We start from the raw sequence: 20,187 nt of genomic DNA, 5'->3' as shown, positions 1-20,187 counted from the left end.
GCCTACAAGGACTGTACGATCTCATGTAGGCCGGATAAGGCGTTTACGCCGCCATCCGGCGCGACACTTTAAATACCGCCACGGTCTGATTCAGTCGTGCAGCCTGCTCTTCGAGCGCGGCGGCGGCGGAAGCGGACTCCTCCACCAGTGAGGCGTTTTGCTGCGTGACGCGATCCATCTCGGCAACCGCCTGGCCTACCTGATCGATACCCCGACTCTGTTCATCAGAGGCCGAGGCAATCTCGCCCATGATATCGGTCACGCGAGTCACGGCGCTAACAATTTCCGCCATCGTTTCGCCCGCTTCATGCACCAGCGCCGTACCCGCATTGACCCGATTTCCCGAGTCATCAATCAGCGCCTTAATCTCTTTCGCCGCCTGAGCGCTACGCTGCGCCAGCGTACGAACCTCGCCGGCGACCACGGCAAACCCGCGCCCCTGCTCGCCCGCCCGCGCCGCTTCCACCGCAGCGTTCAACGCCAGGATGTTGGTCTGGAAGGCAATGCCGTCAATAACATTGGTTATTTGCGCGATTTTGCTGGAACTGGTGGCGATTTCATCCATCGTACGTACCACGCCATCGACCACGTTTCCGCCTTTTTGCGCTGTTTGTGAAGCGTTTTTTGCCAGACTGGTCGCCTGACGCGCGTTATCCGCGTTCTGCTTCACGGTCGCGGTGAGTTGTTCCATGCTGGCTGCGGTCTCTTCCAGGGAGGCGGCCTGCTGTTCGGTACGTGAAGAGAGATCGTTACTGCCAGCAGCAATTTCACCCGCGCCGGTATAAATGGTGTCAGCCCCGTCACGCACCACGCTGACCGTGTTCGCCAACGCCCGCTGCATGTCGCGGACGTTGCCTGCCAGCAGCGCCATTTCATTACTGCCATCGGCGTTGATGCGGTGCGTCAGATCACCTGCGGCAATATGGCGAATATGTCCCATCACCTCATGCAGCGGCTTGAGCAGCACCCGCTGCATTGCCAGCCAACTGGCGATAATCACGGTGACGACAATCAGCATCACCGCAGACAGCAGCCAGATTATCTTCTGATAATCACTCTCATTGTCCTGCACTCCAGCAGTGGCCAGCGCCGTTTGCGCGCTACGCCATTGCCGATAAACTTCCTGCATGGCCGTTTGCTTTTGCTCGGCATTCTGCTTGAACATCTCTTCCAGCTTTCCTTCAGCCAGCAGCGCGTTCATTTTTGCCAGCGTCGCAGAATAGATGCCATATTGCTCTTCCAGTCGATCGGCCAGATGCTCATCCAGCCCCGGCGTTTCCGGCAGAGCGTAGTATTTATCGTAATGCGCTTTCGACTCGGCCAACAGGCGATTTGCCGTGTTCACCAACTCCTTCAACTGACCGCCGTTAATATCGCTGGCCATCGTTCCCTGTAAACGCAGCATCCCACGGTTGAGCGTGACGCGAGCCTGGTTCAGGCTAATCCACGCATCGGTAAACTCGGCCACGTTCTGGCTGGAAAGCTGAGAAACGTTGAAGTTTTGCTTATCGTTATTGAGCGCGCCAATAAAGACGCCCGCGGAGATGAGCTGCATTGCGCCCAGGGCGAGTAACACGGTGATAAGTAAGGTTATCACTTTGATTCGTTTAAACATCTGTAGCCTTTTATTATGCAGGTATTGTCTGAGGTCTAACTATCGGCAGCGGCGTGCGCTTATTTAATCCTGTGACGCGGCTTTTTTCGCCGTCTCCCTCCTTTCCAATAAGATTCAGCACCTTAACGAAATAAGAAATTTTCGTGATGTTCATCACAAAACACCCCACCCCGAAAGGGTTATATCCTTCGCCATAAGTTGTATTTAAAATACATCTTATATTATTGAGAATGAGGTAACGGCAATGTCTTATCGCGATCAACCTTTAGGTGAACTGGCGCTCTCTATTCCTCGCGCTTCGGCCCTGTTTCGTAAATACGATATGGATTACTGCTGCGGCGGTAAGCAAACGCTGGCACGCGCTGCCGCGCGTAAAGAGCTGGATTTAGACGTTATTGAGGCGCAGCTCGCGCAGCTGGCTGAACAACCGCTGGAGAAAGACTGGCGTACCGTGGCTCTGGCTGAAATCATCGACCATATCATCGTGCGTTATCACGACAGACACCGCGAACAGTTGCCGGAGTTGATCCTGCAGGCCACTAAAGTTGAACGCGTTCATGCAGACAAACCGAACGTACCGCGCGGTCTGGCGAAAAACCTGACCATGCTGCATGAAGAGCTGTCCAGCCACATGATGAAAGAAGAGCAGATCCTGTTCCCGATGATCAAACAGGGCATGGGTAGCCAGGCGATGGGGCCAATCAGCGTGATGGAAAGCGAACATGACGATGCGGGTGAACTGGTCGAAGTGATCAAACACATCACCCATAACGTGACGCCGCCGCCAGAAGCCTGCACCACCTGGAAAGCCATGTATAACGGCATCAACGAGATGATCGACGACCTGATGGAACACATCAGCCTGGAAAACAATGTGTTGTTCCCGCGTGCCCTCGCAGGTGAATAAAAAAGCCCGGTGGCGCTAGCGCTTACCGGGCCTACAACGACCTCGAACGTAGGCCTGATAAGGCGAAGCCGCATCAGGCAATCCCGCCAGCATAGTGCCGGATGCGGCGTAAACGCCTTATCCGGCCTACATCTCACGTCTTAGCGATTAACGCACGCCTGCCATACGTTTCTTACCGATAAACAACCAGCCCAGACCCAGCGCGATGAACCACAACGGCGTGACAATCAGCGCCTGACGGGTATCATCTTCCAGCGTCAGCAGTACCAGTACGAAGACGAAGAACGCCATACATACCCAGCACATCAGCTTACCCCACGGCATCTTGTAGATTGATTTTTCATGCAGGTGCGGACGTTGCTTGCGGTACACCAGGTACGAGCAAAGAATGATGGTCCAGACGAACATGAACAGAATCGCCGACACGGTGGTGATCATGGTGAACGCGCCAATCACGCTCGGATTCACGTACAGCATCACCACGCCGCCCAGCAGGCAGATACAGGAGAAGGTTAAACCCTTCGCCGGAACTGCGCGTTTTGAGAGTTTGGCAAACGCTTTAGGCGCAACGCCCTCCTGCGCCAGGCCGAACAGCATACGGCTGGTAGAGAACACGCCGCTGTTTGCAGAAGAGGCCGCTGAAGTCAGTACCACAAAGTTGATTAGGCTCGCCGCAGCAGGCAGACCAACCAGCACAAACAGTTCAACGAATGGGCTCTTGGTTGGTACTACCGAGCTCCATGGCGTTACGGACATAATCACGATCAGCGCAAAAACGTAGAACATGATGATACGGATCGGAATCGAGTTAATGGCGCGCGGCAGAGATTTCTCCGGGTCCTTGGTTTCCGCAGCGGTCGTTCCCACCAGCTCAATACCCACAAACGCGAACACGGCTATCTGGAAGCCGGCAAAGAAGCCGCTCAGACCTTTCGGGAACCAGCCACCGTCATTCCATAGATGCGTGAACGATGCCTGAACGCCGGTTGGCGACTGGAAGTGCGTCAGCACCATCACCAGACCGACGACAATCAGGCCGATGATGGCGACGATTTTGATCATCGCAAACCAGAACTCCATCTCACCAAACATTTTTACAGTGGCAAGGTTGAGGCTCAGCAGCAGCACGATCACCGCCAGCGAGGCGACCCAGTCTGACAGTTCGGGAAACCAGAATTGCGCATACGCGGTAATCGCGACAACGTCTGCCATTCCGGTAACGACCCAGCAGAACCAGTAGGTCCAGCCGGTAAAATACCCGGCCCATGGCCCGAGCAGGTCGGAGGCGAAATCACTAAACGATTTGTACTCCAGATTCGAGAGCAGCAATTCCCCCATTGCTCGCATGACGAAAAACAGCATAAAACCGATGATCATATAAACAAAGATGATCGACGGTCCGGCGAGACTGATGGTTTTACCGGAGCCCATAAACAGGCCGGTGCCGATAGCGCCACCAATGGCAATAAGTTGAATATGACGGTTTGTGAGATTGCGCCGTAGCGACTGTTCAGACGATGCCTCTTCAGCGGCGTCGACTTTTACCTGATCTACCATGTTTTTTTCTTCCTGTACCTGTCTGTGTTGTTCAGGCTCTACGGCCTTTAGTGTGTCTATGATACGACGATCCTGTTATCAGGACTCATCGATATTAGGTAAGAATTGGCGGGATGAATACTAAGATTTAGATATAATGTTAATTTAATGTTTAAAGTGAGTGTCATATCACTCTGATAGCGCGAATTAGCTCACAAAAATACACGCTAGCGCGGTATTTGCAAGATAATATATCGACAACGGCGTAACTATAGCTTTTCTCGCTATTTTTTTGCTCCCCCCGGCCTCGGGGGGAACAGAAGTCACTGCTTACAGGATTTCAAGCAGCTCAACGTCGAACACCAGCGTGCTGAACGGAGGAATGGACGCGCCAGCGCCACGCTCGCCGTAAGCCAGTTCCTGAGGAATAGTCAGTTCCCATTTGGAACCTACTGGCATCAGGGTCAGCGCTTCAATCCAGCCAGGGATGACGCCGTTAACCGGGAATTCAGCCGGTTCGCCGCGTGCGACAGAGCTGTCAAACACGGTACCGTCGATCAGTTTACCGGTGTAATGCACGCGAACGCGGTCAGTACGCGCCGGAATAGCACCTTCGCCCTGAGTCAGAACACGGAACTGCAAACCGGATTCAGTGCTGTTCACACCCTCTTTCTCACGGTTTTCTTCCAGATATTTGACGCCATCAGCCGCCATAGCCTGGAAACGTTCGCGACGTACTGCATCAGCGCGTTCGTGGATTTCACGCAGCGCGCGATGCACAACATCAACAGGCACTGCCGGGTGCTTACCTTCCAGCGCGTCAGCGATACCCGCTACCAGCGCTTCAGGCAACAGTCCTTCCAGTCCGGATTCGCTCAGCTGTTGTCCTACCTGCAAACCAATGCCATAGCTTGCTTGCGCTTCGATAGTGTCAAAAGTCGGGTTAGCCATCATATTTCCTTTCATCGGATGTAAAGTAGCGGGCAGCATATCAGCCATGCCGCATCCGGTAAAACTTTGTCTCGGGAACAGATGACAAATCGCGAGGAAACATAAACAATAGGAATATCCCGCGTTGACGTCACGAAAGCGGGTAATATGACGAACATCATAGCGTTAGCCATCTATACTCTATGATCGAGGAACGAGACGCGGAGCAGGAGGAAAGCCATGCCCGGGCGCTTTGAATTAAAACCAACCCTGGCGAAAATCTGGCATGCACCGGACAATTTTCGCATTATGGATCCGCTACCGCCTATGCACCGCCGCGGCATTATTATTGCTGCTATCGTGCTGGTGATAGGTTTCCTGCTCCCTTCCAGTGACACCAGCGATGCCCCTGTGGTTACGCGTACTGCTCAGCTGGATTTACAGTCGCAGTCGCAGCCGCCGACCGAGGCTCAGCTGCAGGCACAGCTCGTCGCGCCGCAAAACGATCCAGGCCAGGTCGCTCCGGTTGCCCCGGAACCAATCCAGGAAGGCGAACCTGACGCTCAGGCTCAGCAATCTCAGCCGCAAACGCAGCCTTTCCAACAGGATAGCGGAATTGACCAGCAGTGGCGTTCCTATCGCGTTGATTCAGGCAAAACGCTGGCGCAGGTATTCCGTGACCATAACCTCCCGCCAACCGATGTATACGCGATGGCGCAGGTTGAAGGCGCCGGAAAACCGCTAAGTAACCTGAAAGACGGTCAGATGGTGCAGATCAGGCAGAATGCCAGCGGCGTGGTGACGGGATTAACCATTGATACCGGCAATGGCCAGCAGGTACTGTTTACCCGCCAGCCTAACGGCAGTTTTATTCGCGCCCGTTAACCGCCGTGGCCCCGCGATTCCAGGCCTGATAAGCGATAGCGCCATCAGGCATCAAGGTGAAGCGTCAACGCTTCACCTTGTTCACCCACCAGATCCCCGAGCAGACCAGCACCAGCGCCAGCGCATATTTCCATTCAAGAATGTTCTCGCCGAGGAAAATCGCCGACAGCACCGCCCCCGACACCGGGATCAGGAAGTTAAACGGCGCTACCATCCCCACGCGATTATGCTTGAGCAGAATACTCCACAAGGCAAAGGCGACCGAAGAGAGTAACGTCAGGTAACCCAGAATCGCCACCGAAGACGCGCCATGAACGGTCAGCGTGCCGCCAAAAGCGTAACCACCGATAACCAGCGCCAGACCGCCACCGCCCAGTTGATACCCTGTCATTACCGTCGGGTCCACCGTCTGAGAAATACGTTTACCGTATAACGTGGCGGCAGAGAGAATAAAGGCCGCCATCACCACTGAGCCATCCCCTAACAAGCTGAAGCTAAAATCCATTCCGCTGCTAAAGTTCACCACCATTACGCCGGTAAAGCCGAGGATACAACCCAGCGCTTTGTTGTAGCTCAGTTTGTCATTATGGTAGATGAAATGCGCCAGCAGTACGCTGAAGAAGGTCCCGGTCGCGTTCATGATGGACCCTTTCACCCCCGTCGTGAACGCCAGGCCAACATAGAAGAAGATGTATTGCAGCGAGGTTTGCGTCAGCCCCAACAGCGTGAGCTGACCATATTGACGCGGGCTTAACCGGCCAATCGGTTTACGTTGCGCCACCGCCAGCAGTAGCAGCAATAATCCTGCAAACAGGAAGCGATAGCCGGCAAAGACAATTTTTGAGGGAATGTCATCCGTGGCAATCTGGAAGATCTCATATCCGCTTTTGATCGCCGGATAGGCGCTCCCCCACAGCAGGCAGCAGAACGCCGCGCTCAGGTAGACAACATTTTTACGCGCAAACAGAGGTTGGTGCGTTGGTTCCATTCCATCACCACTTTGAAATAATGTTTTATTTTTGTGATTATCCCGAAAAGGATAAAGAATAGCCAGAGAGAAAAGCGGGGGAACAGAAAAGCAAAACGCCGGCACAGGGCCGGCGCTTTTACGCGGTCATCAGAATAAAAACTTATTCTGCAACTACGTTTACAGTCAGCTTAGCAAACACTTCGCTGTGAACCTGGAAGCTCACTTCGTGCTCGCCAGTGGTACGCAGAACGCCGTTCGGCAGACGAACTTCGCTCTTAGCTACTTCAACGCCAGCTGCAGTTACAGCGTCAGCGATGTCGCGAGTACCGATGGAACCGAACAGTTTACCTTCGTCGCCAGCTTTAGACGCGATGGTTACGGTTTCCAGTGCGTTGATTTTCTCAGCACGAGCTTCAGCAGCGGACAGAACGTCAGCCAGTTTAGCTTCCAGTTCAGCGCGACGCGCTTCGAAAAATTCAACGTTTTTCTTGGTAGCAGGAACAGCTTTACCCTGTGGTACCAGGAAGTTACGAGCGTAGCCCGCTTTAACGTTAACCTGATCACCCAGGCTACCCAGGTTTGCTACTTTATCAAGCAGAATAACTTGCATTACCTTATCCTCTCAAAGTCGTATTAATGGACCGTGACCGATTACTGATGACGATCAGTGTACGGCAGCAGGGACAGGTAGCGAGCGCGTTTGATAGCGCGAGCCAGCTGACGCTGGTATTTTGCACGGGTACCGGTGATACGGCTTGGGACAATCTTACCGCTTTCGGTGATGTAGTTTTTCAGCGTAGCGATATCTTTATAGTCGATCTCTTGAACGCCTTCCGCGGTGAAACGGCAGAACTTGCGACGACGGAAATAACGTGCCATATGGCTAGTCTCCAGAATCTATCAATTCAATCTGCTCGGCATGCAGAACCATTTTGCTCAGGCCGTTCTTTGCCTTGTGGCAAGAGATGAACCCCTGAACGGTCACTGCGCTACCGACCGTTATACTGTGAGTAATGGCCTGGTTTTCGTGTCCGCTAATAATAACGGGCATTTGGCACCACGCCTGCCGGTGAAATCCGGCTTCCTCCTGCACAGAACGATGCTCAAGCACGAACTGGCAATGAGGAATTCCTGATGGACTGACCTTTCGAAGGGGAGCCCTGCACACGGTGCCGGACAACGCCAGACGGTTGGTCATCAGAAATTACTCTTCAGAATCCCCAGCTTCAGCATCATCTGCGGTTTCGTTTGCGAAATCATCGCGACGCTCACGGCGCTCGTCTTTCGCTTTAACCATCGGAGATGCTTCGGTAACAGCGTGTTTAGTACGCATAACCATGCTGCGGATAACGGCATCGTTGAAGCGGAAGGTAGTTTCCAGCTCATCGATCACTTCCTGCGGCGCTTCAACGTTCATCAGAACGTAGTGAGCTTTGTGCAGTTTGTTGATCGGGTAAGCCAGCTGACGGCGGCCCCAGTCTTCCAGACGGTGGATCGTGCCTTCTGCACCAGTGATGGCAGCAGTGTAGCGTTCGATCATACCCGGAACCTGTTCGCTCTGGTCAGGATGGACCATAAAAACGATTTCGTAATGACGCATCGAATTGCTCCTTACGGATTATTCAGCCTCCTGTCTGGGTCAGCCGAGGCCCATGGAGGCAAGGAACGTGTTAAAGGTCGGCTGAAAAATGACGCGTCATAATACTGGGGTCAGCAGGTAAACTCAAGGTGATTGTACGATTATTTGCCATGCCGCCATTAATACATATCCAGCAGCATTTTGATGCTGATGCAAATGGAGACAATGACAATCATCGGCCGGATAACTTTCTTGCCGCGCGTCAGTACGACCGTCGCGCCAAGACGTGCGCCGAGGGACTGCCCGGCAAACATCACCAGCCCCAGTGACCAGATCATTTTACCGCCGAAAATGAAAAACAAAATCGAAGCGATGTTCGACGCCAGGTTAATAAAATTCGAGTGGATTTGCGCCTTATCGATACTGTATCCCCATAGCAGGATATAGCTGAGCGTATAAAAGGAGCCAGCCCCGGCACCGAGAAAGCCATCATAAAAACCAATACATCCCCCGCCGATCAATGAGAAGAGAAACAGGGATACCTGCCGCTTTCTTTTCGGTTCGCTAAGATTTGGCGCAAAAATAAAGTAGATGGCGACCGCGATAATCAGGATTGGCAGCAGTTTCTTCAGCAGTTCCGGTTCAATAAACTGGATAAGCGTCGTTCCCAGCGCCGAACCGATAAAGGCAGATAAAAACACATACTTGTGCTCCTGCACGTTGATATGTCCCCGGCGTAAAAAGTAAATTCCGGAGGTCAGCGAGCTGCCCAACGCCTGAATTTTATTGGTTGCCAGCGCATTAGCCGGGGGTAAACCAGAAATTAATAGTGCGCCAATAGAGAGAAAACCGCCGCCGCCTGACACCACGTTAATAAAGCCTGCCACCAGCGCGACCATGAACATAATCACAAAGTAGCTGAAATCCATGAATGAAGTATCCATAACTTTTTGCCTTATTATCATAAAGTTATATTAATTATCCGGCTCACTATAAACGGCGTACTCCGCCGATTAAATTGACTATTTGGTAAGAGCTTATGCGCGAAAGACAGGTATTTTTCACCGCAGCGGTAAACACCAGCAGACTGTTAATTAAAGAAAAGATGGCTATGCGGTAATTTTTTGAACAACTGCATCAGAAATGGTCGCTATCGACTACGCCAGTAGCGGTTAAAATTACATCAGAAGCTAATCACTCACAGGAGAGAGGCAACCAGAGACCGCAGTCGAGGAGGTACATATGCGAGCCCGTGTTTTGACCCTTCTGGCTGTGCTTTTGCTCAGTGCAAATGCAACGGCAGCCATCAAAATTGACAATCATCAGGCCAGGAATATGGATGATGTGCAGAGCTTAGGCGTCATTTACATAAATCATAACTTCGCCACTGAAAGTGAAGCCACTCAGGCCCTGAATGAAGAGACAGATGCGCAAGGCGCAACCTACTACCATGTGATCCTCACCAGGGAACCCGGTAGTAACGGAAATATGCACGCCAGTGCAGATATTTATCGCTAGCTACCCGCAAATAACCAACGAGAACATTGCCACAGTTTGATTTGCCCCCTTCACCGGGGGCTTTTTTTGCAAAAAAGTCCCGAAGCCAGATCGATAACATCCCCTGAATAGTTTGGCTCCAGGACTTAGCCGTTACTTCTGTCCGTAATAGGCGTTTGGACCGTGCTTACGCATGAAGTGCTTATTCATCAGATAACCGTCAATGGGGCTGAGAGCCGGATTAATGCCACGCGCGATCCATGCCATTTTTGCCACCTCCTCCATCACCACGGCGTTATGTACCGCGTCGTGAGCATCTTTGCCCCAGGCAAACGGACCATGCTGGTACACGACTACGCCAGGCGTATGTAAAGGTTCCACCTCCCCCAGCGTTTCAACAATCACCCTGCCGGTATTCAGCTCATATTCATCCTGAACTTCAGCTTCAGTTAAAGCCCGGGTACAGGGAATATCGCCAAAGAAGTAATCCGCATGCGTCGTACCAAGCGCAGGTATTGCCATACCCGCCTGCGCCCATGCCGTCGCGTGGGTTGAGTGGGTGTGCACCACGCCGCCGAGCGATGAATAGCGGCGATACAGCGCCAGATGGGTGGCGGTATCGGAAGAAGGACGATAGCGTCCTTCCACCACGTTGCCATGCAGATCCACAACCACCATGTCATCCACTGTCATTGTTTGGTAGTCGACGCCGCTGGGCTTAATCACCACTAACCCGCGTTCGCGGTCGATGGCGCTAACGTTACCCCAGGTAAACGTCACCAGCCCATAGCGCGGTAGATCCATGTTGGCCTCGAACACCTGCTGTTTACGTTTTTGCATTACACCGCCTCCACCAGACCCGCGCTGGCCATCCGCGCTTTCACCCAGTCGCGCGCCTTCGCCACTTCACGTGCCGGGTCGTCCGACGTTTCACTCCACATCTCAATCAGATACGGTCCGCAATAACCACTCTGTTTGAGCGTTTCGAAACAACGTTCAAAATCGACAACCCCTTCACCAAACGGCACATTTTTGAATACGCCGGGTTTAGTATCCTTCACGTGTACGGCAACGATATGACCCATCCCCGCCTGCAGCTCCATCTGCACGTCGTTATCCCACGCCGACAAATTGCCAATATCGGGATACAGTTGGAACCACGGATTGTTGAGATAGTGGGCGTACCCCAGCGCCTTGCTGATCGAGTTCATCAGTGGATAATCCATGATTTCCATCGCCAGCGTCACCTGCGCACGACTCGCCATCTCCACACTTTCTTTCAGCCCATCGCGAAACCGACGACGCGTTTCGTTATTTGCCTGCTGGTAATAGACGTCGTAACCCGCCAGTTGAATAACGCGAATACCGATATCCTGCGCAAACTGAATGGCTTTACGCATGATCTCCAGCCCCTGTTCGCGCACCGCATCATCTTCACTACCCAGCGGGAAACGACGATGAGCGCTCAGGCACATGGACGGTACTCGTATCCCTGTCTCGGCGATAGCGGCCACCAGCGCCAGACGCTGCTCGCGGTTCCAGTCAAGACGCGCCAGGCGAGCGTCGGTTTCATCAACCGACATTTCGACAAAGTCAAAGCCCAGTTCCTTCGCCAGCTGCAAGCGTTCCAGCCAGCACTCCCCGCCGGGGAGCGCTTTTTCATAAATACCGAGCGGGACCTGTTTCGACAACATAGTCGCTCCTTATCCCCACAGCTGGGCGATAGAACGTTTGAACTGACGGGCCGCTTCCACCGGAGAGGCGGCATCGCGAATACTGCGGCCGGCAATAAAGACGTGAATCGGAATTCCCTGGAACAGCGGCAGATCTTCCAGCGCCAGACCGCCGGTGACGGTGACTTTAAAGCCCATCTCGGACAGGCGTTTGATTGCGCTGATATCCGCTTCTCCCCACGCCACGCCCGCCGCCTGCGCATCACGACTGCGATGATATACAACTTGCCCAATCCCTGCGTCACGCCACTCCTGTGCCTGCTCCCAGGTCCAGTAACCGGTCAGTTCAATCTGCACGTCGCCGTTAAATTCTTTCGCTACCTCCAGCGCCCCCTTGGTAGTGTTGATATCCGCACAGCAGATGACGGTGACCCAGTCAGCGTTGGCTTCAAAACACATGCGGGAGAGGATTTTGCCCGCATCGGCAATTTTCGCATCCGCCAGCACAATTTTATGCGGGTAAAGCGCCTTCAGATCGCGTACGGCGCGTACGCCTTCTGCCACGCAAAGAATAGTGCCCACCTCAATGATATCGACCTCTTCGGCAATCAGACGCGTTGTTTCATATGCGGAAGACATTGATTGGTTATCCAGCGCAACCTGCAACATAGGTAATGACATTTTGGTATCCTTTTAAACAGCCGCCGCAGTGGCGTTATCAATTAAATCCAGCACTTCCTGCGCGGTGCGGCAGGCGCGTAAACGGTCGAAATTGGCTTCGTCGTCAAAGAGATTCACGATCTGCATGATGCCCACTTCCTGGTGCGTGTTAGCATCTACTGCCGCCATCGTTATCAGAATGTCGACCGGGTCGTTATCTTCGTGGTTAAACACCAGCGGTGTTTTCAGCGTCACCAGCGCAAAACCGGTTTTCTTGACCCCTTCCTCCGGACGGCCGTGCGGCATCGCCAGGCCGGGCGCAATGACAAAGTACGGGCCAAACTGTTCGACGCCATCGAGGATGGCCTGGTAGTAGCGTGGCTCAACCACATCAGCCTTAACCAGCAGATCCACGCCCAGCTTTACCGCTTCCTGCCAGGTACTGGCTTCGGCTTGCAAAAGGATGGAATTATTGTCTGCCAGCGAATCACGTAATTTCATATGCCGCCTCCTTACTTCACATCCTGTGGGAAATGCGCCTTGATCACTTCCAGCAGTTTTGGTCCAAAATCGGCAGGGGACAGCATGTTGCGTACGCCAACAACATATTTATTGCCAGATACCGTAATCTCACCGGCGATATGGGTAGAAGCGATAATGATATCCGCGCCGCTCAGCTCACTTTTGTATTCACCTACTGCGCAGCTGTTCACCGTATGGTCAATATTTGACTGGGTTAAAAACTGATCCACCTTCATCTTCATGATCATGGAACTGCCCTGCCCATTGCCACACACAGCCAGAATACGTACGGTCATAATCGGAACTCCTTATTAAGCAGAGTGTTCTGCCAGTTGTTTTTCTGCGTCTTCCTCAGCGCGCAACGTGCGTCCTGCGAAAAACATATAAGCCAGTGCAATCAGAATAATGACGGCCATAAACACGATGCCGATGGAGGCAAAGCCCTGCATCATCGGTGGCGCCAGAATTGACCAATCCGCCATGCCCATCCAGGCGCTCATACCGGTAAGTTTCACCGCCCAGACGCAGCCGAAGATTTCAATCATCCCCATCACCAGACAAATCTTGAGCGCCGCGCGCCAGCCGCCAAAGTGGTTAGCAAACACGCCGATAGTGGCGTTCGAGAAGAACATCGGAATAAAGCCCGGGATAATCAGGATGGAAGAGCCGCAGCCCACCAGGATGCCCACCGCAATCAGTTGGCCGATGGTGCCCCACATAAAGCCCCAGACCACCGCATTGGGAGCAAAGCTATAAATCGCCGCGCAGTCGATAGCCAGTACAGCACCGGGAATCAGACGTTGAGAGATACCGTTGAACGCTTCTGAAAGTTCAGCGACGAACATACGTACGCCCTGGGTGATGATGAAGATAGCGACGGCGAAGGAGAAACCGGTCTGCAGGATATAGACCGTCCAGTGGGTTTTACCCGCCATTGCCTGAACCACATCAATGCCGAAAGAGAGCAGGATCGCGCCGAAAAAGATAGTCATAACAATCGCGGTTGAAACGATGTTGTCATGGAAGATATTCAGCCAGCCAGGCAGCTTGAGATCTTCCACGCTCTCCTCTTTCTTACCCAGATACGGCGCGACTTTGTAAGCAATCCAGGAGGCGAACTGCTGCTGGTGACCGATGGAAAAACCGCAGCCGTCAGTCACTTCCTGTGTCGGCTTGTACATCATATTGGACGTAATGCCCCAGTAGAGCGACACCAGCACCGCAGTGCAGATGATCGTGGTCCACATTGGATAACCAAAGATGTAGAGAGAGACGGCAATCAGGCCAGCCTGCTGGAACATAATGTGCCCGGTCAGCATGATGGTGCGAATGCCGGTAATACGCCGTAGCAGTACGTAACAAATGTTCAGCGCCAGCGCCAACAGTACGGCGTACCCTACCCAACTGTAGGCATCACCCATGCGTTCGATGGTTGCCATCATGGAGGCATAGGTATCAGAGATCGCGCCATTGATACCGTAAACCTCAGACATCTTCGCCACCACCGGTTTAAACGTGCTGGTCAGAATGCCCGATCCCGCCTGCAGCAACATAAAACCGATAATCGTTTTGATCGTGCCTTTAATAATAACGCTGACGCTTTTACGCAGCAGGATATAACCAAGACAGGTCACAATACCCAACAGCAACGGTGCGTTGGTCATAACCTGATTAAAAAAGACGGTAAAGATGTTGTAGAGGATCTCCATAACGATCTCCAGTAGACGAAGTTGCTGAACATTCATTACAGATGCCCAGGATGTTGTGCTCTCACTCTAGTTTTCAAAAGTAATCACAACAAGATTGAATTTGATTAAATGTGATGCAGTACGCAAATAATTCTCTTACTTGCAGCGTGGATTTTCTTCGAATTCTTCAAATCCAAAATAAACCCCTTTAAAACAATAAAATACAAAAATACATTTCATGTAAACCATCTTGCCACGCTGTAATTTGTTCACACTTTTCTATTCAACACCAAAAATCAGCGCATTGCCTTCTTGATAAAATGATGTCAGTATCAATCAAAACAAATCACAATTTGATTCAACTTGAACAAACATGAAGGTAATTGCGATGAGTAAAGTAAAAAGCATCACGCGTGAATCATGGATCCTGAGCACATTCCCGGAGTGGGGAAGCTGGCTGAATGAAGAGATCGAACAAGAACAGGTCGCACCAGGCACTTTCGCTATGTGGTGGCTTGGCTGTACCGGAATCTGGCTGAAGTCGGAAGGTGGGACTAACGTCTGCGTCGATTTCTGGTGCGGAACGGGTAAACAAAGTCACGGTAACCCGCTGATGAAAACCGGTCACCAGATGCAACGTATGGCGGGGGTGAAGAAACTGCAGCCTAACCTGCGCACCACGCCGTTTGTTCTTGATCCGTTTGCAATTCGACAGATCGATGCGGTGTTAGCGACACACGATCATAACGATCACATCGACGTCAATGTCGCAGCCGCCGTCATGCAGAACTGCGCCGATGACGTGCCATTTATCGGGCCGCAAACCTGTGTGGATCTATGGATCGGTTGGGGTGTGCCGAAAGAACGCTGTATCGTGGTAAAACCAGGCGATGTAGTGAAAGTGAAAGATATTGAAATTCATGCGCTTGACGCGTTTGATCGTACGGCATTGATTACGCTCCCTGCCGATCAAAAAGCGGCTGGCGTGCTGCCGGATGGTATGGATGCTCGCGCGGTAAACTACCTGTTCAAAACGCCGGGCGGTACGCTGTACCACAGCGGAGACTCGCACTATTCCAACTACTATGCAAAACATGGCAACGAGCACCAGATCGACGTCGCGCTCGGCTCGTACGGTGAGAACCCGCGTGGGATTACGGACAAAATGACCAGCTCCGACATGCTGCGAATGGCGGAAGCGCTGAATACAAAAGTGGTGATCCCTTTCCATCATGACATCTGGTCAAACTTCCAGGCCGACCCTCAGGAGATCCGTGTACTGTGGGAGATGAAAAAAGATCGGCTGAAGTATGGCTTTAAGCCGTTTATCTGGCAGGTAGGCGGCAAGTTCACCTGGCCGCTGGACAAAGATAACTTTGAATATCACTATCCGCGCGGCTTTGATGACTGCTTCACGATTGAACCGGATTTACCGTTTAAATCCTTCTTGTGATACACACAAAATGCCGGGCCATCCCGGCATTTTTTTCCCATTTACTTTAGTATTTCCAGGCTATTTCAAATATCATCTTTTCAAATCAATTTGTATCGGAATAGCTCATGACTGAAGCACAAAGACATCAAATATTGCTGGATATGCTGGCGCAGTTGGGCTTTGTTACCGTTGAGAACGTAATTGAGCGCCTGGGGATTTCACCCGCCACAGCGCGCCGGGACATCAACAAGCTCGACGAAAGCGGCAAACTCAAGAAAGTCCGCAACGGCGCAGAAGCCATTACCCAACAGCGTCCGCGCTGGACGCCAATGAATCTGCACCAGGCACAGAACCACGATGAAAAAGTTCGTATTGCCAAGGCGGCCTCCCAGCTTGTGAATGCAGGTGAAAGCGTAGTGATCAACTGCGGATCGACCGCCTTTCTGCTGGGTCGCGAAATGTGCGGCAAGCCGGTGCAGATCATCACCAATTATCTGCCGCTGGCAAACTATCTGATCGACCAGGAGCATGACAGCGTGATCATCATGGGAGGGCAATATAACAAAAGTCAGTCCATCACACTCAGCCCGCAGGGCAGTGAAAATAGCCTGTACGCCGGACACTGGATGTTTACCAGCGGCAAAGGGTTAACCGCGGACGGACTGTATAAAACCGATATGCTGACCGCGATGGCCGAGCAAAAGATGCTTAACGTGGTGGGTAAACTGGTGGTGCTGGTCGATAGCAGCAAAGTCGGAGAACGCGCGGGGATGCTGTTCAGTCGCGCCGATCAAATCGATATGCTCATTACCGGTAAAAACGCAAACCCTGAGATTCTGCAACAGCTTGAAGCTCAGGGCGTAAGCATTATGCGCGTTTAAAGGTGCTGGCGGAAAAACGTTACCGTCGCAGCCAGCGCTTCTGGCGTGATGCGGTGACGCACGCCCGCTTCCCACAGGCAGGTTAGATTGCTGTCCAGCCCTGCCTGAATCAGCGCCTGCTGTAAACGGAAGGTTTCAACGGCCGGCACCACATCATCATCCTGTCCATGCCACAGTAGTAACGGCCTGTCGGCCAGGCGCTGCAGTTGATGCGTAACGTCCCATTCGGCGAGCGGTGCGATGACGGCATCGAACTCCGCCTGCTGCTCTGGTGTCTGAACCCGTAAAGGCGGAAAAAGCGTCTGCGCAAGATGGGTAAAATAGCCCGACCCCATCAGGCTAGCTACACATTTAACCTCGGGATGGCGGGCCATAACGCCCAATGCCGTCATTCCTCCCATCGATGCCCCTCCGACGGCAAGTCGTTCATCTGATAGCCAATTTTCTGCCACCAGAGCCGCACGTAACGTCGTAAACTCCTGCATATTTTGCTGCAAAATATGCCAGAAGCGGTACATTCTCCCCTGGGCGTCACTCGTGAAGCGCGTACCATGGTCGGGCGCATCAGGCATAACGACGCGGAATCCAGCCTGAGCCAGAGCAACGGCAAAATAGCTGTAGACCAGGCTTGAAGAGGTAAACCCGTGATAGAAAATAATACAAGGGAGTGAACATTCGCGTTTGCCAGCCGGAACGGCGTGCAGGACAGGGATACCCGCCAACTGTCGTGTTTCAATTTCGATCATTTGTCGCCTCTTTCTTTCTGGTATGCCATGCAGCAATACTTAACGCAAGCGAATGTGTTCGGCAATGATTCATAATGTTGAGAACTGGGTTACGCTTTCGCAACATTTTCATTCGAAAATCGCGTGAGAGATAACAATTCGGGAACATTCCCCTAAAGGGAAATTGATAAGGCACTACACTATGGCTATCAGGAAACGAGATAGAGTTATGCGTCGGTTTGCCTCTTTATTGCTGGTGATGTTTTTAAGCGCCTGTAGCGTGCTACAGGGAACGCCGCAACCTGCACCGCCCGTTGCCGACCACCCGCAGGAGATCCGCCGTGACCAGAGTAATGGGTTACAGCGATTAGGGACGGTTAGTGCACTGGTAAGAGGCTCTCCGGATGATGCGCTGGCAGAAATCCGTGCCAAAGCTGTCGCGGCTAAAGCTGATTACTACGTGGTTTTATTAGTGGATGAAACCATCGTGACAGGCCAATGGTATTCACAAGCTATTTTGTATCGTAAATAACATTGGGTTGAAATTTAGTCAGTTTTACATTGCTTTGCGCCCCTATGCGTTTACCTGTGCACAATAAACCAACAGCAGGAAGCTTGAGGTTTATTATCGCGATGGAATGCCCTGCCGTGTGTAGGGGTACGAATAATGGAGCTGACGATGAAACAATCACTTGCCTTATCCTCACTGCTGCTTTCTGCCGGACTGGTAGGTACTACGGCGCAGTCTGCCGAGTTCGCCAGTGCTGACTGCGTTACGGGCCTGAACGAAATTGGCCTGATATCTGTCAGTAACATTGCAGGGAATCCGCAGGATGTAGAACGAGTAGTCGCGTTAAAAGCGGATGAACAGGGTGCCTCATGGTATCGGATCATTCAGATGTACGAAGACCAGCAGCCCGACAACTGGCGCGTACAGGCCATACTCTATGCTTAACAGATTGCCGGATGGCGTAAACTTATCCGGCCTACATTGAACGTAGGCATGATAAGGCGCGCCAGCGTCGCCATCAGGCATATTATTACCGTAATCCCCCCGTTGCCCGCAGGAGCAAGTCGCTTAGCACCTGTTCAGACAATCGTAGTCCGCCACGCGTATCAAGCATTATTTGACACCAGGCCTGCGCCACTGGCGGAGAGGCATAGCGCAACATTTGCGCTCCGCAACCGAGCAGGAAAAGCTGTTGCGTAATCTCCCGTCCCATCTCCTCGCTGGGTTTGCGTAAACGCTGCTGTAGCTGACGTACCATTCGATCGTAATGTCGGTCTTGCCCTTTTACCTCCGCAAAGGCTTCGTTGAGCATATCGTATATGCCGGGTTGTTTTGTCAGTACCCGCAATACATCGAGACACATAATGTTGCCGGAGCCTTCCCAGATGCTGTTTACCGGCATCTCCCGATACAGGCGCGGCAGCTCACTCTCCTCGCAATAGCCAATCCCGCCCAGCACTTCCATCGCCTCTGCAACAAACGGCATCCCGCTTTTGCACACGGAGAATTTCGCCGCTGGCGTGAGCAATCTGGCCCACAACGCTTCTTTGGTATCAGCGCGACGGTCCCAGGCCCTCGCCAGTCGAAACAGTAGCGCCGTCTGACCTTCCAGTTGGAGCGCCATCCGGCCTAATACCTGACGCATCATCGGCTGTTCAATCAATGGTTTGCCAAAAACTTGTCGCTGGTGCGCATGATAAATCGCGACGGAAAAAGCACGTCGCATCATGGCGTGACTGCCGAGCGCACAGTCAAAACGCGTCATCCCGCCCATTTTCAGGATATGGCGTATACCTTCCCCTTCGTCACCCAATAGCCAGCCAATCGCATCGTGGAATTCAACCTCGCAGCTGGCGTTGGAGCGGTTGCCTAACTTATCTTTCAGTCGCTCAAGACGAATAGCATTACGTTGCCCATCAGGTAAAAATCGCGGTACAAAAAAGCAGGATAATCCCCCCTTTGCCTGAGCCAGCACCAAATGGGCATCGCTTTGCGGCACGGAGAAAAACCACTTATGCCCCACCAGCCGATACGAGCCGTCTGCAAGACGTTCTGCCTGGGTGGTATTGCTCAGCACATCTGACCCACCCTGCTTCTCGGTCATTCCCATGCCGATCAGCAGCCCACGCTTTTGCCCACCGGGCAGTAAATGCGAGTCATAGCGGTCGCTAAGCAGCGGCGTCAGCCAGTCGTTAAAGGTTGCAGGCAACATCTGAAGTAACAGCGGCGTGGCGGCAAAGGTCATTGTAACCGGACATAACGTGCCCGCTTCTACCTGGGCATGCAGCATGAAACGCGCCGCCCGTGCAACAAATGTTCCCTGCCTCGCGTCTTCTTCCCAGGCCAGATTATGTACGCGGTTGGCGCATAATCCCTGCATCAGCAAATGCCAGGCAGGATGAAAACGCACATCATCCAGCCGCTGCCCCTGCGGGTCGTAGCGCAACAGTTCAGGTGGAAAAGCATTGGCCAGACGGCCCAGTTCGAGCGACTCGGCAGTCCCTAGCTGCTGACCAATACTGGCGAGAAGATCGCTATCCCATCCAGCGCCTTCACGGATAACCGCTTCGCACAGCGCGCCGTCGGACAGATATAAGTTGCTGTTATTGAGTGGTACAGGTTGGTTAAAAACGGTATGCGTTTGCCAGTGCATTGTGTCTCCCTCCGTCAATGG

At 52.6% G+C, this 20,187-nt stretch carries 24 protein-coding genes; 7 read left to right on the top strand and 17 right to left on the bottom strand.

Annotated features, from left to right (window positions below; translation table 11 throughout):
- Window positions 1-43: 43 nt before the first annotated feature.
- Window positions 44-1,615 (bottom strand): methyl-accepting chemotaxis protein, encoded by a 1,572-nt coding sequence (locus tag OGV94_RS19085; RefSeq protein WP_047406696.1) that lies wholly within the window; start codon window positions 1,613-1,615, stop codon window positions 44-46.
- 244 nt (window positions 1,616-1,859) lie between these two features.
- On the opposite strand from OGV94_RS19085, the gene ytfE reads away from it, so the two are divergent.
- On the top strand, window positions 1,860-2,522 hold the full coding sequence (gene ytfE, locus OGV94_RS19080; RefSeq protein ID WP_003025690.1) for an iron-sulfur cluster repair protein YtfE: 663 nt from the start codon (window positions 1,860-1,862) through the stop codon (window positions 2,520-2,522).
- 147 nt (window positions 2,523-2,669) lie between these two features.
- On the opposite strand, the gene cycA is transcribed toward ytfE, so the two are convergent.
- Together cycA and bamJ are read right to left on the bottom strand one after the other, a co-directional pair.
- Entirely contained in the window at window positions 2,670-4,079 is a 1,410-nt protein-coding gene (cycA, locus tag OGV94_RS19075) for a D-serine/D-alanine/glycine transporter (protein WP_043018191.1), read from the bottom strand.
- A 309-nt stretch (window positions 4,080-4,388) separates the two neighbouring features.
- A complete protein-coding gene (gene bamJ, locus OGV94_RS19070) occupies window positions 4,389-5,009 on the bottom strand; it encodes a BamJ family beta-barrel-assembly machinery protein (RefSeq protein WP_003025685.1) in 621 nt (206 codons plus the stop codon).
- Between the two features lie 219 nt (window positions 5,010-5,228).
- Here bamJ and OGV94_RS19065 point away from each other — a divergent pair, with 219 nt between their 5' ends.
- Window positions 5,229-5,873, top strand: coding sequence for a LysM-like peptidoglycan-binding domain-containing protein (locus OGV94_RS19065; RefSeq protein ID WP_213733400.1), 645 nt, complete (start codon window positions 5,229-5,231; stop codon window positions 5,871-5,873).
- A gap of 64 nt (window positions 5,874-5,937) precedes the next feature.
- Here OGV94_RS19065 and OGV94_RS19060 read toward each other — a convergent pair whose 3' ends face one another.
- From OGV94_RS19060 to OGV94_RS19030, 6 genes are all read right to left on the bottom strand, one after another.
- Complete coding sequence (locus OGV94_RS19060; protein ID WP_043018189.1) at window positions 5,938-6,861, bottom strand: DMT family transporter; 924 nt, start codon at window positions 6,859-6,861, stop codon at window positions 5,938-5,940.
- A gap of 142 nt (window positions 6,862-7,003) precedes the next feature.
- A complete protein-coding gene (gene rplI, locus OGV94_RS19055) occupies window positions 7,004-7,453 on the bottom strand; it encodes a 50S ribosomal protein L9 (protein WP_003025676.1) in 450 nt (149 codons plus the stop codon).
- Window positions 7,454-7,494: 41 nt separating this feature from the next.
- Window positions 7,495-7,722, bottom strand: coding sequence for a 30S ribosomal protein S18 (gene rpsR / locus OGV94_RS19050; RefSeq protein ID WP_000135199.1), 228 nt, complete (start codon window positions 7,720-7,722; stop codon window positions 7,495-7,497).
- Window positions 7,723-7,726: 4 nt separating this feature from the next.
- Window positions 7,727-8,041, bottom strand: coding sequence for a primosomal replication protein N (priB, locus tag OGV94_RS19045; RefSeq protein ID WP_003025674.1), 315 nt, complete (start codon window positions 8,039-8,041; stop codon window positions 7,727-7,729).
- A gap of 6 nt (window positions 8,042-8,047) precedes the next feature.
- A complete protein-coding gene (rpsF, locus tag OGV94_RS19040) occupies window positions 8,048-8,443 on the bottom strand; it encodes a 30S ribosomal protein S6 (RefSeq protein ID WP_003025672.1) in 396 nt (131 codons plus the stop codon).
- Between the two features lie 158 nt (window positions 8,444-8,601).
- Window positions 8,602-9,366, bottom strand: a complete 765-nt coding sequence (locus OGV94_RS19030; protein WP_043018187.1) for a TSUP family transporter — start codon at window positions 9,364-9,366, stop codon at window positions 8,602-8,604.
- A gap of 298 nt (window positions 9,367-9,664) precedes the next feature.
- Between OGV94_RS19030 and yjfY the strand changes: the two genes are divergently transcribed.
- Complete coding sequence (yjfY, locus tag OGV94_RS19025) at window positions 9,665-9,940, top strand: DUF1471 family protein YjfY (protein WP_003025668.1); 276 nt, start codon at window positions 9,665-9,667, stop codon at window positions 9,938-9,940.
- Window positions 9,941-10,072: 132 nt separating this feature from the next.
- On the opposite strand, the gene OGV94_RS19020 is transcribed toward yjfY, so the two are convergent.
- The 6 genes from OGV94_RS19020 to ulaA are packed head-to-tail and all read right to left on the bottom strand — an operon-like array spanning window position 10,073 to window position 14,483.
- A complete protein-coding gene (locus tag OGV94_RS19020; RefSeq protein WP_047406702.1) occupies window positions 10,073-10,759 on the bottom strand; it encodes an L-ribulose-5-phosphate 4-epimerase in 687 nt (228 codons plus the stop codon).
- Window positions 10,759-11,613, bottom strand: coding sequence for an L-ribulose-5-phosphate 3-epimerase (locus OGV94_RS19015; protein WP_043018185.1), 855 nt, complete (start codon window positions 11,611-11,613; stop codon window positions 10,759-10,761). Before OGV94_RS19015 ends, OGV94_RS19020 begins: the two co-directional genes overlap by 1 nt.
- Window positions 11,614-11,622: 9 nt before the next feature.
- Entirely contained in the window at window positions 11,623-12,273 is a 651-nt protein-coding gene (gene ulaD / locus OGV94_RS19010; protein ID WP_003025660.1) for a 3-keto-L-gulonate-6-phosphate decarboxylase UlaD, read from the bottom strand.
- Between the two features lie 12 nt (window positions 12,274-12,285).
- Window positions 12,286-12,753, bottom strand: coding sequence for a PTS ascorbate transporter subunit IIA (gene ulaC / locus OGV94_RS19005; protein WP_006686330.1), 468 nt, complete (start codon window positions 12,751-12,753; stop codon window positions 12,286-12,288).
- 11 nt (window positions 12,754-12,764) lie between these two features.
- Window positions 12,765-13,070 (bottom strand): PTS ascorbate transporter subunit IIB, encoded by a 306-nt coding sequence (gene ulaB / locus OGV94_RS19000; RefSeq protein ID WP_003025655.1) that lies wholly within the window; start codon window positions 13,068-13,070, stop codon window positions 12,765-12,767.
- A gap of 15 nt (window positions 13,071-13,085) precedes the next feature.
- On the bottom strand, window positions 13,086-14,483 hold the full coding sequence (ulaA, locus tag OGV94_RS18995) for a PTS ascorbate transporter subunit IIC (RefSeq protein WP_043018184.1): 1,398 nt from the start codon (window positions 14,481-14,483) through the stop codon (window positions 13,086-13,088).
- A gap of 367 nt (window positions 14,484-14,850) precedes the next feature.
- Between ulaA and ulaG the strand changes: the two genes are divergently transcribed.
- Window positions 14,851-15,915 (top strand): L-ascorbate 6-phosphate lactonase, encoded by a 1,065-nt coding sequence (gene ulaG / locus OGV94_RS18990; RefSeq protein ID WP_003025649.1) that lies wholly within the window; start codon window positions 14,851-14,853, stop codon window positions 15,913-15,915.
- 107 nt (window positions 15,916-16,022) lie between these two features.
- Complete coding sequence (gene ulaR, locus OGV94_RS18985; protein ID WP_003025646.1) at window positions 16,023-16,778, top strand: HTH-type transcriptional regulator UlaR; 756 nt, start codon at window positions 16,023-16,025, stop codon at window positions 16,776-16,778.
- On the opposite strand, the gene yjfP is transcribed toward ulaR, so the two are convergent.
- Entirely contained in the window at window positions 16,775-17,524 is a 750-nt protein-coding gene (yjfP, locus tag OGV94_RS18980; RefSeq protein ID WP_080625821.1) for an esterase, read from the bottom strand. The two genes, ulaR and yjfP, sit on opposite strands and share 4 nt — an antisense overlap.
- Window positions 17,525-17,705: 181 nt before the next feature.
- Between yjfP and bsmA the strand changes: the two genes are divergently transcribed.
- Together bsmA and yjfN are read left to right on the top strand one after the other, a co-directional pair.
- Window positions 17,706-18,035: a biofilm peroxide resistance protein BsmA gene (gene bsmA, locus OGV94_RS18975; RefSeq protein WP_003025640.1), complete on the top strand. Its 330-nt coding sequence runs from the start codon at window positions 17,706-17,708 to the stop codon at window positions 18,033-18,035.
- Window positions 18,036-18,182: 147 nt separating this feature from the next.
- Window positions 18,183-18,458 carry a DUF1471 family protease activator YjfN gene (gene yjfN / locus OGV94_RS18970; RefSeq protein WP_016151420.1) on the top strand — a complete coding sequence of 92 codons (276 nt, stop codon included), beginning with the start codon at window positions 18,183-18,185 and terminating at the stop codon, window positions 18,456-18,458.
- 85 nt (window positions 18,459-18,543) lie between these two features.
- On the opposite strand, the gene OGV94_RS18965 is transcribed toward yjfN, so the two are convergent.
- On the bottom strand, window positions 18,544-20,166 hold the full coding sequence (locus OGV94_RS18965) for an isovaleryl-CoA dehydrogenase (protein ID WP_047406714.1): 1,623 nt from the start codon (window positions 20,164-20,166) through the stop codon (window positions 18,544-18,546).
- Window positions 20,167-20,187 lie beyond the last annotated feature (21 nt).

This window comes from Citrobacter sp. Ce006, assembly GCF_030336535.1.
Taxonomy (GTDB): Bacteria; Pseudomonadota; Gammaproteobacteria; order Enterobacterales; family Enterobacteriaceae; genus Citrobacter; species Citrobacter europaeus.
The sequence above is the reverse complement of the archived record's forward strand: the minus strand, read 5'-3'. Positions and strand labels throughout refer to the sequence as shown.

What these genes read in the sequence shown, in the direction of transcription:
- OGV94_RS19085 (WP_047406696.1), bottom strand. Translation starts at nt 1,615, where the DNA reads ATGTTTAAACGAATCAAAGTGATAACCTTACTTATCACCGTGTTACTC.
- ytfE (WP_003025690.1), top strand. Translation starts at nt 1,860, where the DNA reads ATGTCTTATCGCGATCAACCTTTAGGTGAACTGGCGCTCTCTATTCCT.
- cycA (WP_043018191.1), bottom strand. Translation starts at nt 4,079, where the DNA reads ATGGTAGATCAGGTAAAAGTCGACGCCGCTGAAGAGGCATCGTCTGAA.
- bamJ (WP_003025685.1), bottom strand. Translation starts at nt 5,009, where the DNA reads ATGGCTAACCCGACTTTTGACACTATCGAAGCGCAAGCAAGCTATGGC.
- OGV94_RS19065 (WP_213733400.1), top strand. Translation starts at nt 5,229, where the DNA reads ATGCCCGGGCGCTTTGAATTAAAACCAACCCTGGCGAAAATCTGGCAT.
- OGV94_RS19060 (WP_043018189.1), bottom strand. Translation starts at nt 6,861, where the DNA reads ATGGAACCAACGCACCAACCTCTGTTTGCGCGTAAAAATGTTGTCTAC.
- rplI (WP_003025676.1), bottom strand. Translation starts at nt 7,453, where the DNA reads ATGCAAGTTATTCTGCTTGATAAAGTAGCAAACCTGGGTAGCCTGGGT.
- rpsR (WP_000135199.1), bottom strand. Translation starts at nt 7,722, where the DNA reads ATGGCACGTTATTTCCGTCGTCGCAAGTTCTGCCGTTTCACCGCGGAA.
- priB (WP_003025674.1), bottom strand. Translation starts at nt 8,041, where the DNA reads ATGACCAACCGTCTGGCGTTGTCCGGCACCGTGTGCAGGGCTCCCCTT.
- rpsF (WP_003025672.1), bottom strand. Translation starts at nt 8,443, where the DNA reads ATGCGTCATTACGAAATCGTTTTTATGGTCCATCCTGACCAGAGCGAA.
- OGV94_RS19030 (WP_043018187.1), bottom strand. Translation starts at nt 9,366, where the DNA reads ATGGATACTTCATTCATGGATTTCAGCTACTTTGTGATTATGTTCATG.
- yjfY (WP_003025668.1), top strand. Translation starts at nt 9,665, where the DNA reads ATGCGAGCCCGTGTTTTGACCCTTCTGGCTGTGCTTTTGCTCAGTGCA.
- OGV94_RS19020 (WP_047406702.1), bottom strand. Translation starts at nt 10,759, where the DNA reads ATGCAAAAACGTAAACAGCAGGTGTTCGAGGCCAACATGGATCTACCG.
- OGV94_RS19015 (WP_043018185.1), bottom strand. Translation starts at nt 11,613, where the DNA reads ATGTTGTCGAAACAGGTCCCGCTCGGTATTTATGAAAAAGCGCTCCCC.
- ulaD (WP_003025660.1), bottom strand. Translation starts at nt 12,273, where the DNA reads ATGTCATTACCTATGTTGCAGGTTGCGCTGGATAACCAATCAATGTCT.
- ulaC (WP_006686330.1), bottom strand. Translation starts at nt 12,753, where the DNA reads ATGAAATTACGTGATTCGCTGGCAGACAATAATTCCATCCTTTTGCAA.
- ulaB (WP_003025655.1), bottom strand. Translation starts at nt 13,070, where the DNA reads ATGACCGTACGTATTCTGGCTGTGTGTGGCAATGGGCAGGGCAGTTCC.
- ulaA (WP_043018184.1), bottom strand. Translation starts at nt 14,483, where the DNA reads ATGGAGATCCTCTACAACATCTTTACCGTCTTTTTTAATCAGGTTATG.
- ulaG (WP_003025649.1), top strand. Translation starts at nt 14,851, where the DNA reads ATGAGTAAAGTAAAAAGCATCACGCGTGAATCATGGATCCTGAGCACA.
- ulaR (WP_003025646.1), top strand. Translation starts at nt 16,023, where the DNA reads ATGACTGAAGCACAAAGACATCAAATATTGCTGGATATGCTGGCGCAG.
- yjfP (WP_080625821.1), bottom strand. Translation starts at nt 17,524, where the DNA reads ATGATCGAAATTGAAACACGACAGTTGGCGGGTATCCCTGTCCTGCAC.
- bsmA (WP_003025640.1), top strand. Translation starts at nt 17,706, where the DNA reads ATGGCTATCAGGAAACGAGATAGAGTTATGCGTCGGTTTGCCTCTTTA.
- yjfN (WP_016151420.1), top strand. Translation starts at nt 18,183, where the DNA reads ATGAAACAATCACTTGCCTTATCCTCACTGCTGCTTTCTGCCGGACTG.
- OGV94_RS18965 (WP_047406714.1), bottom strand. Translation starts at nt 20,166, where the DNA reads ATGCACTGGCAAACGCATACCGTTTTTAACCAACCTGTACCACTCAAT.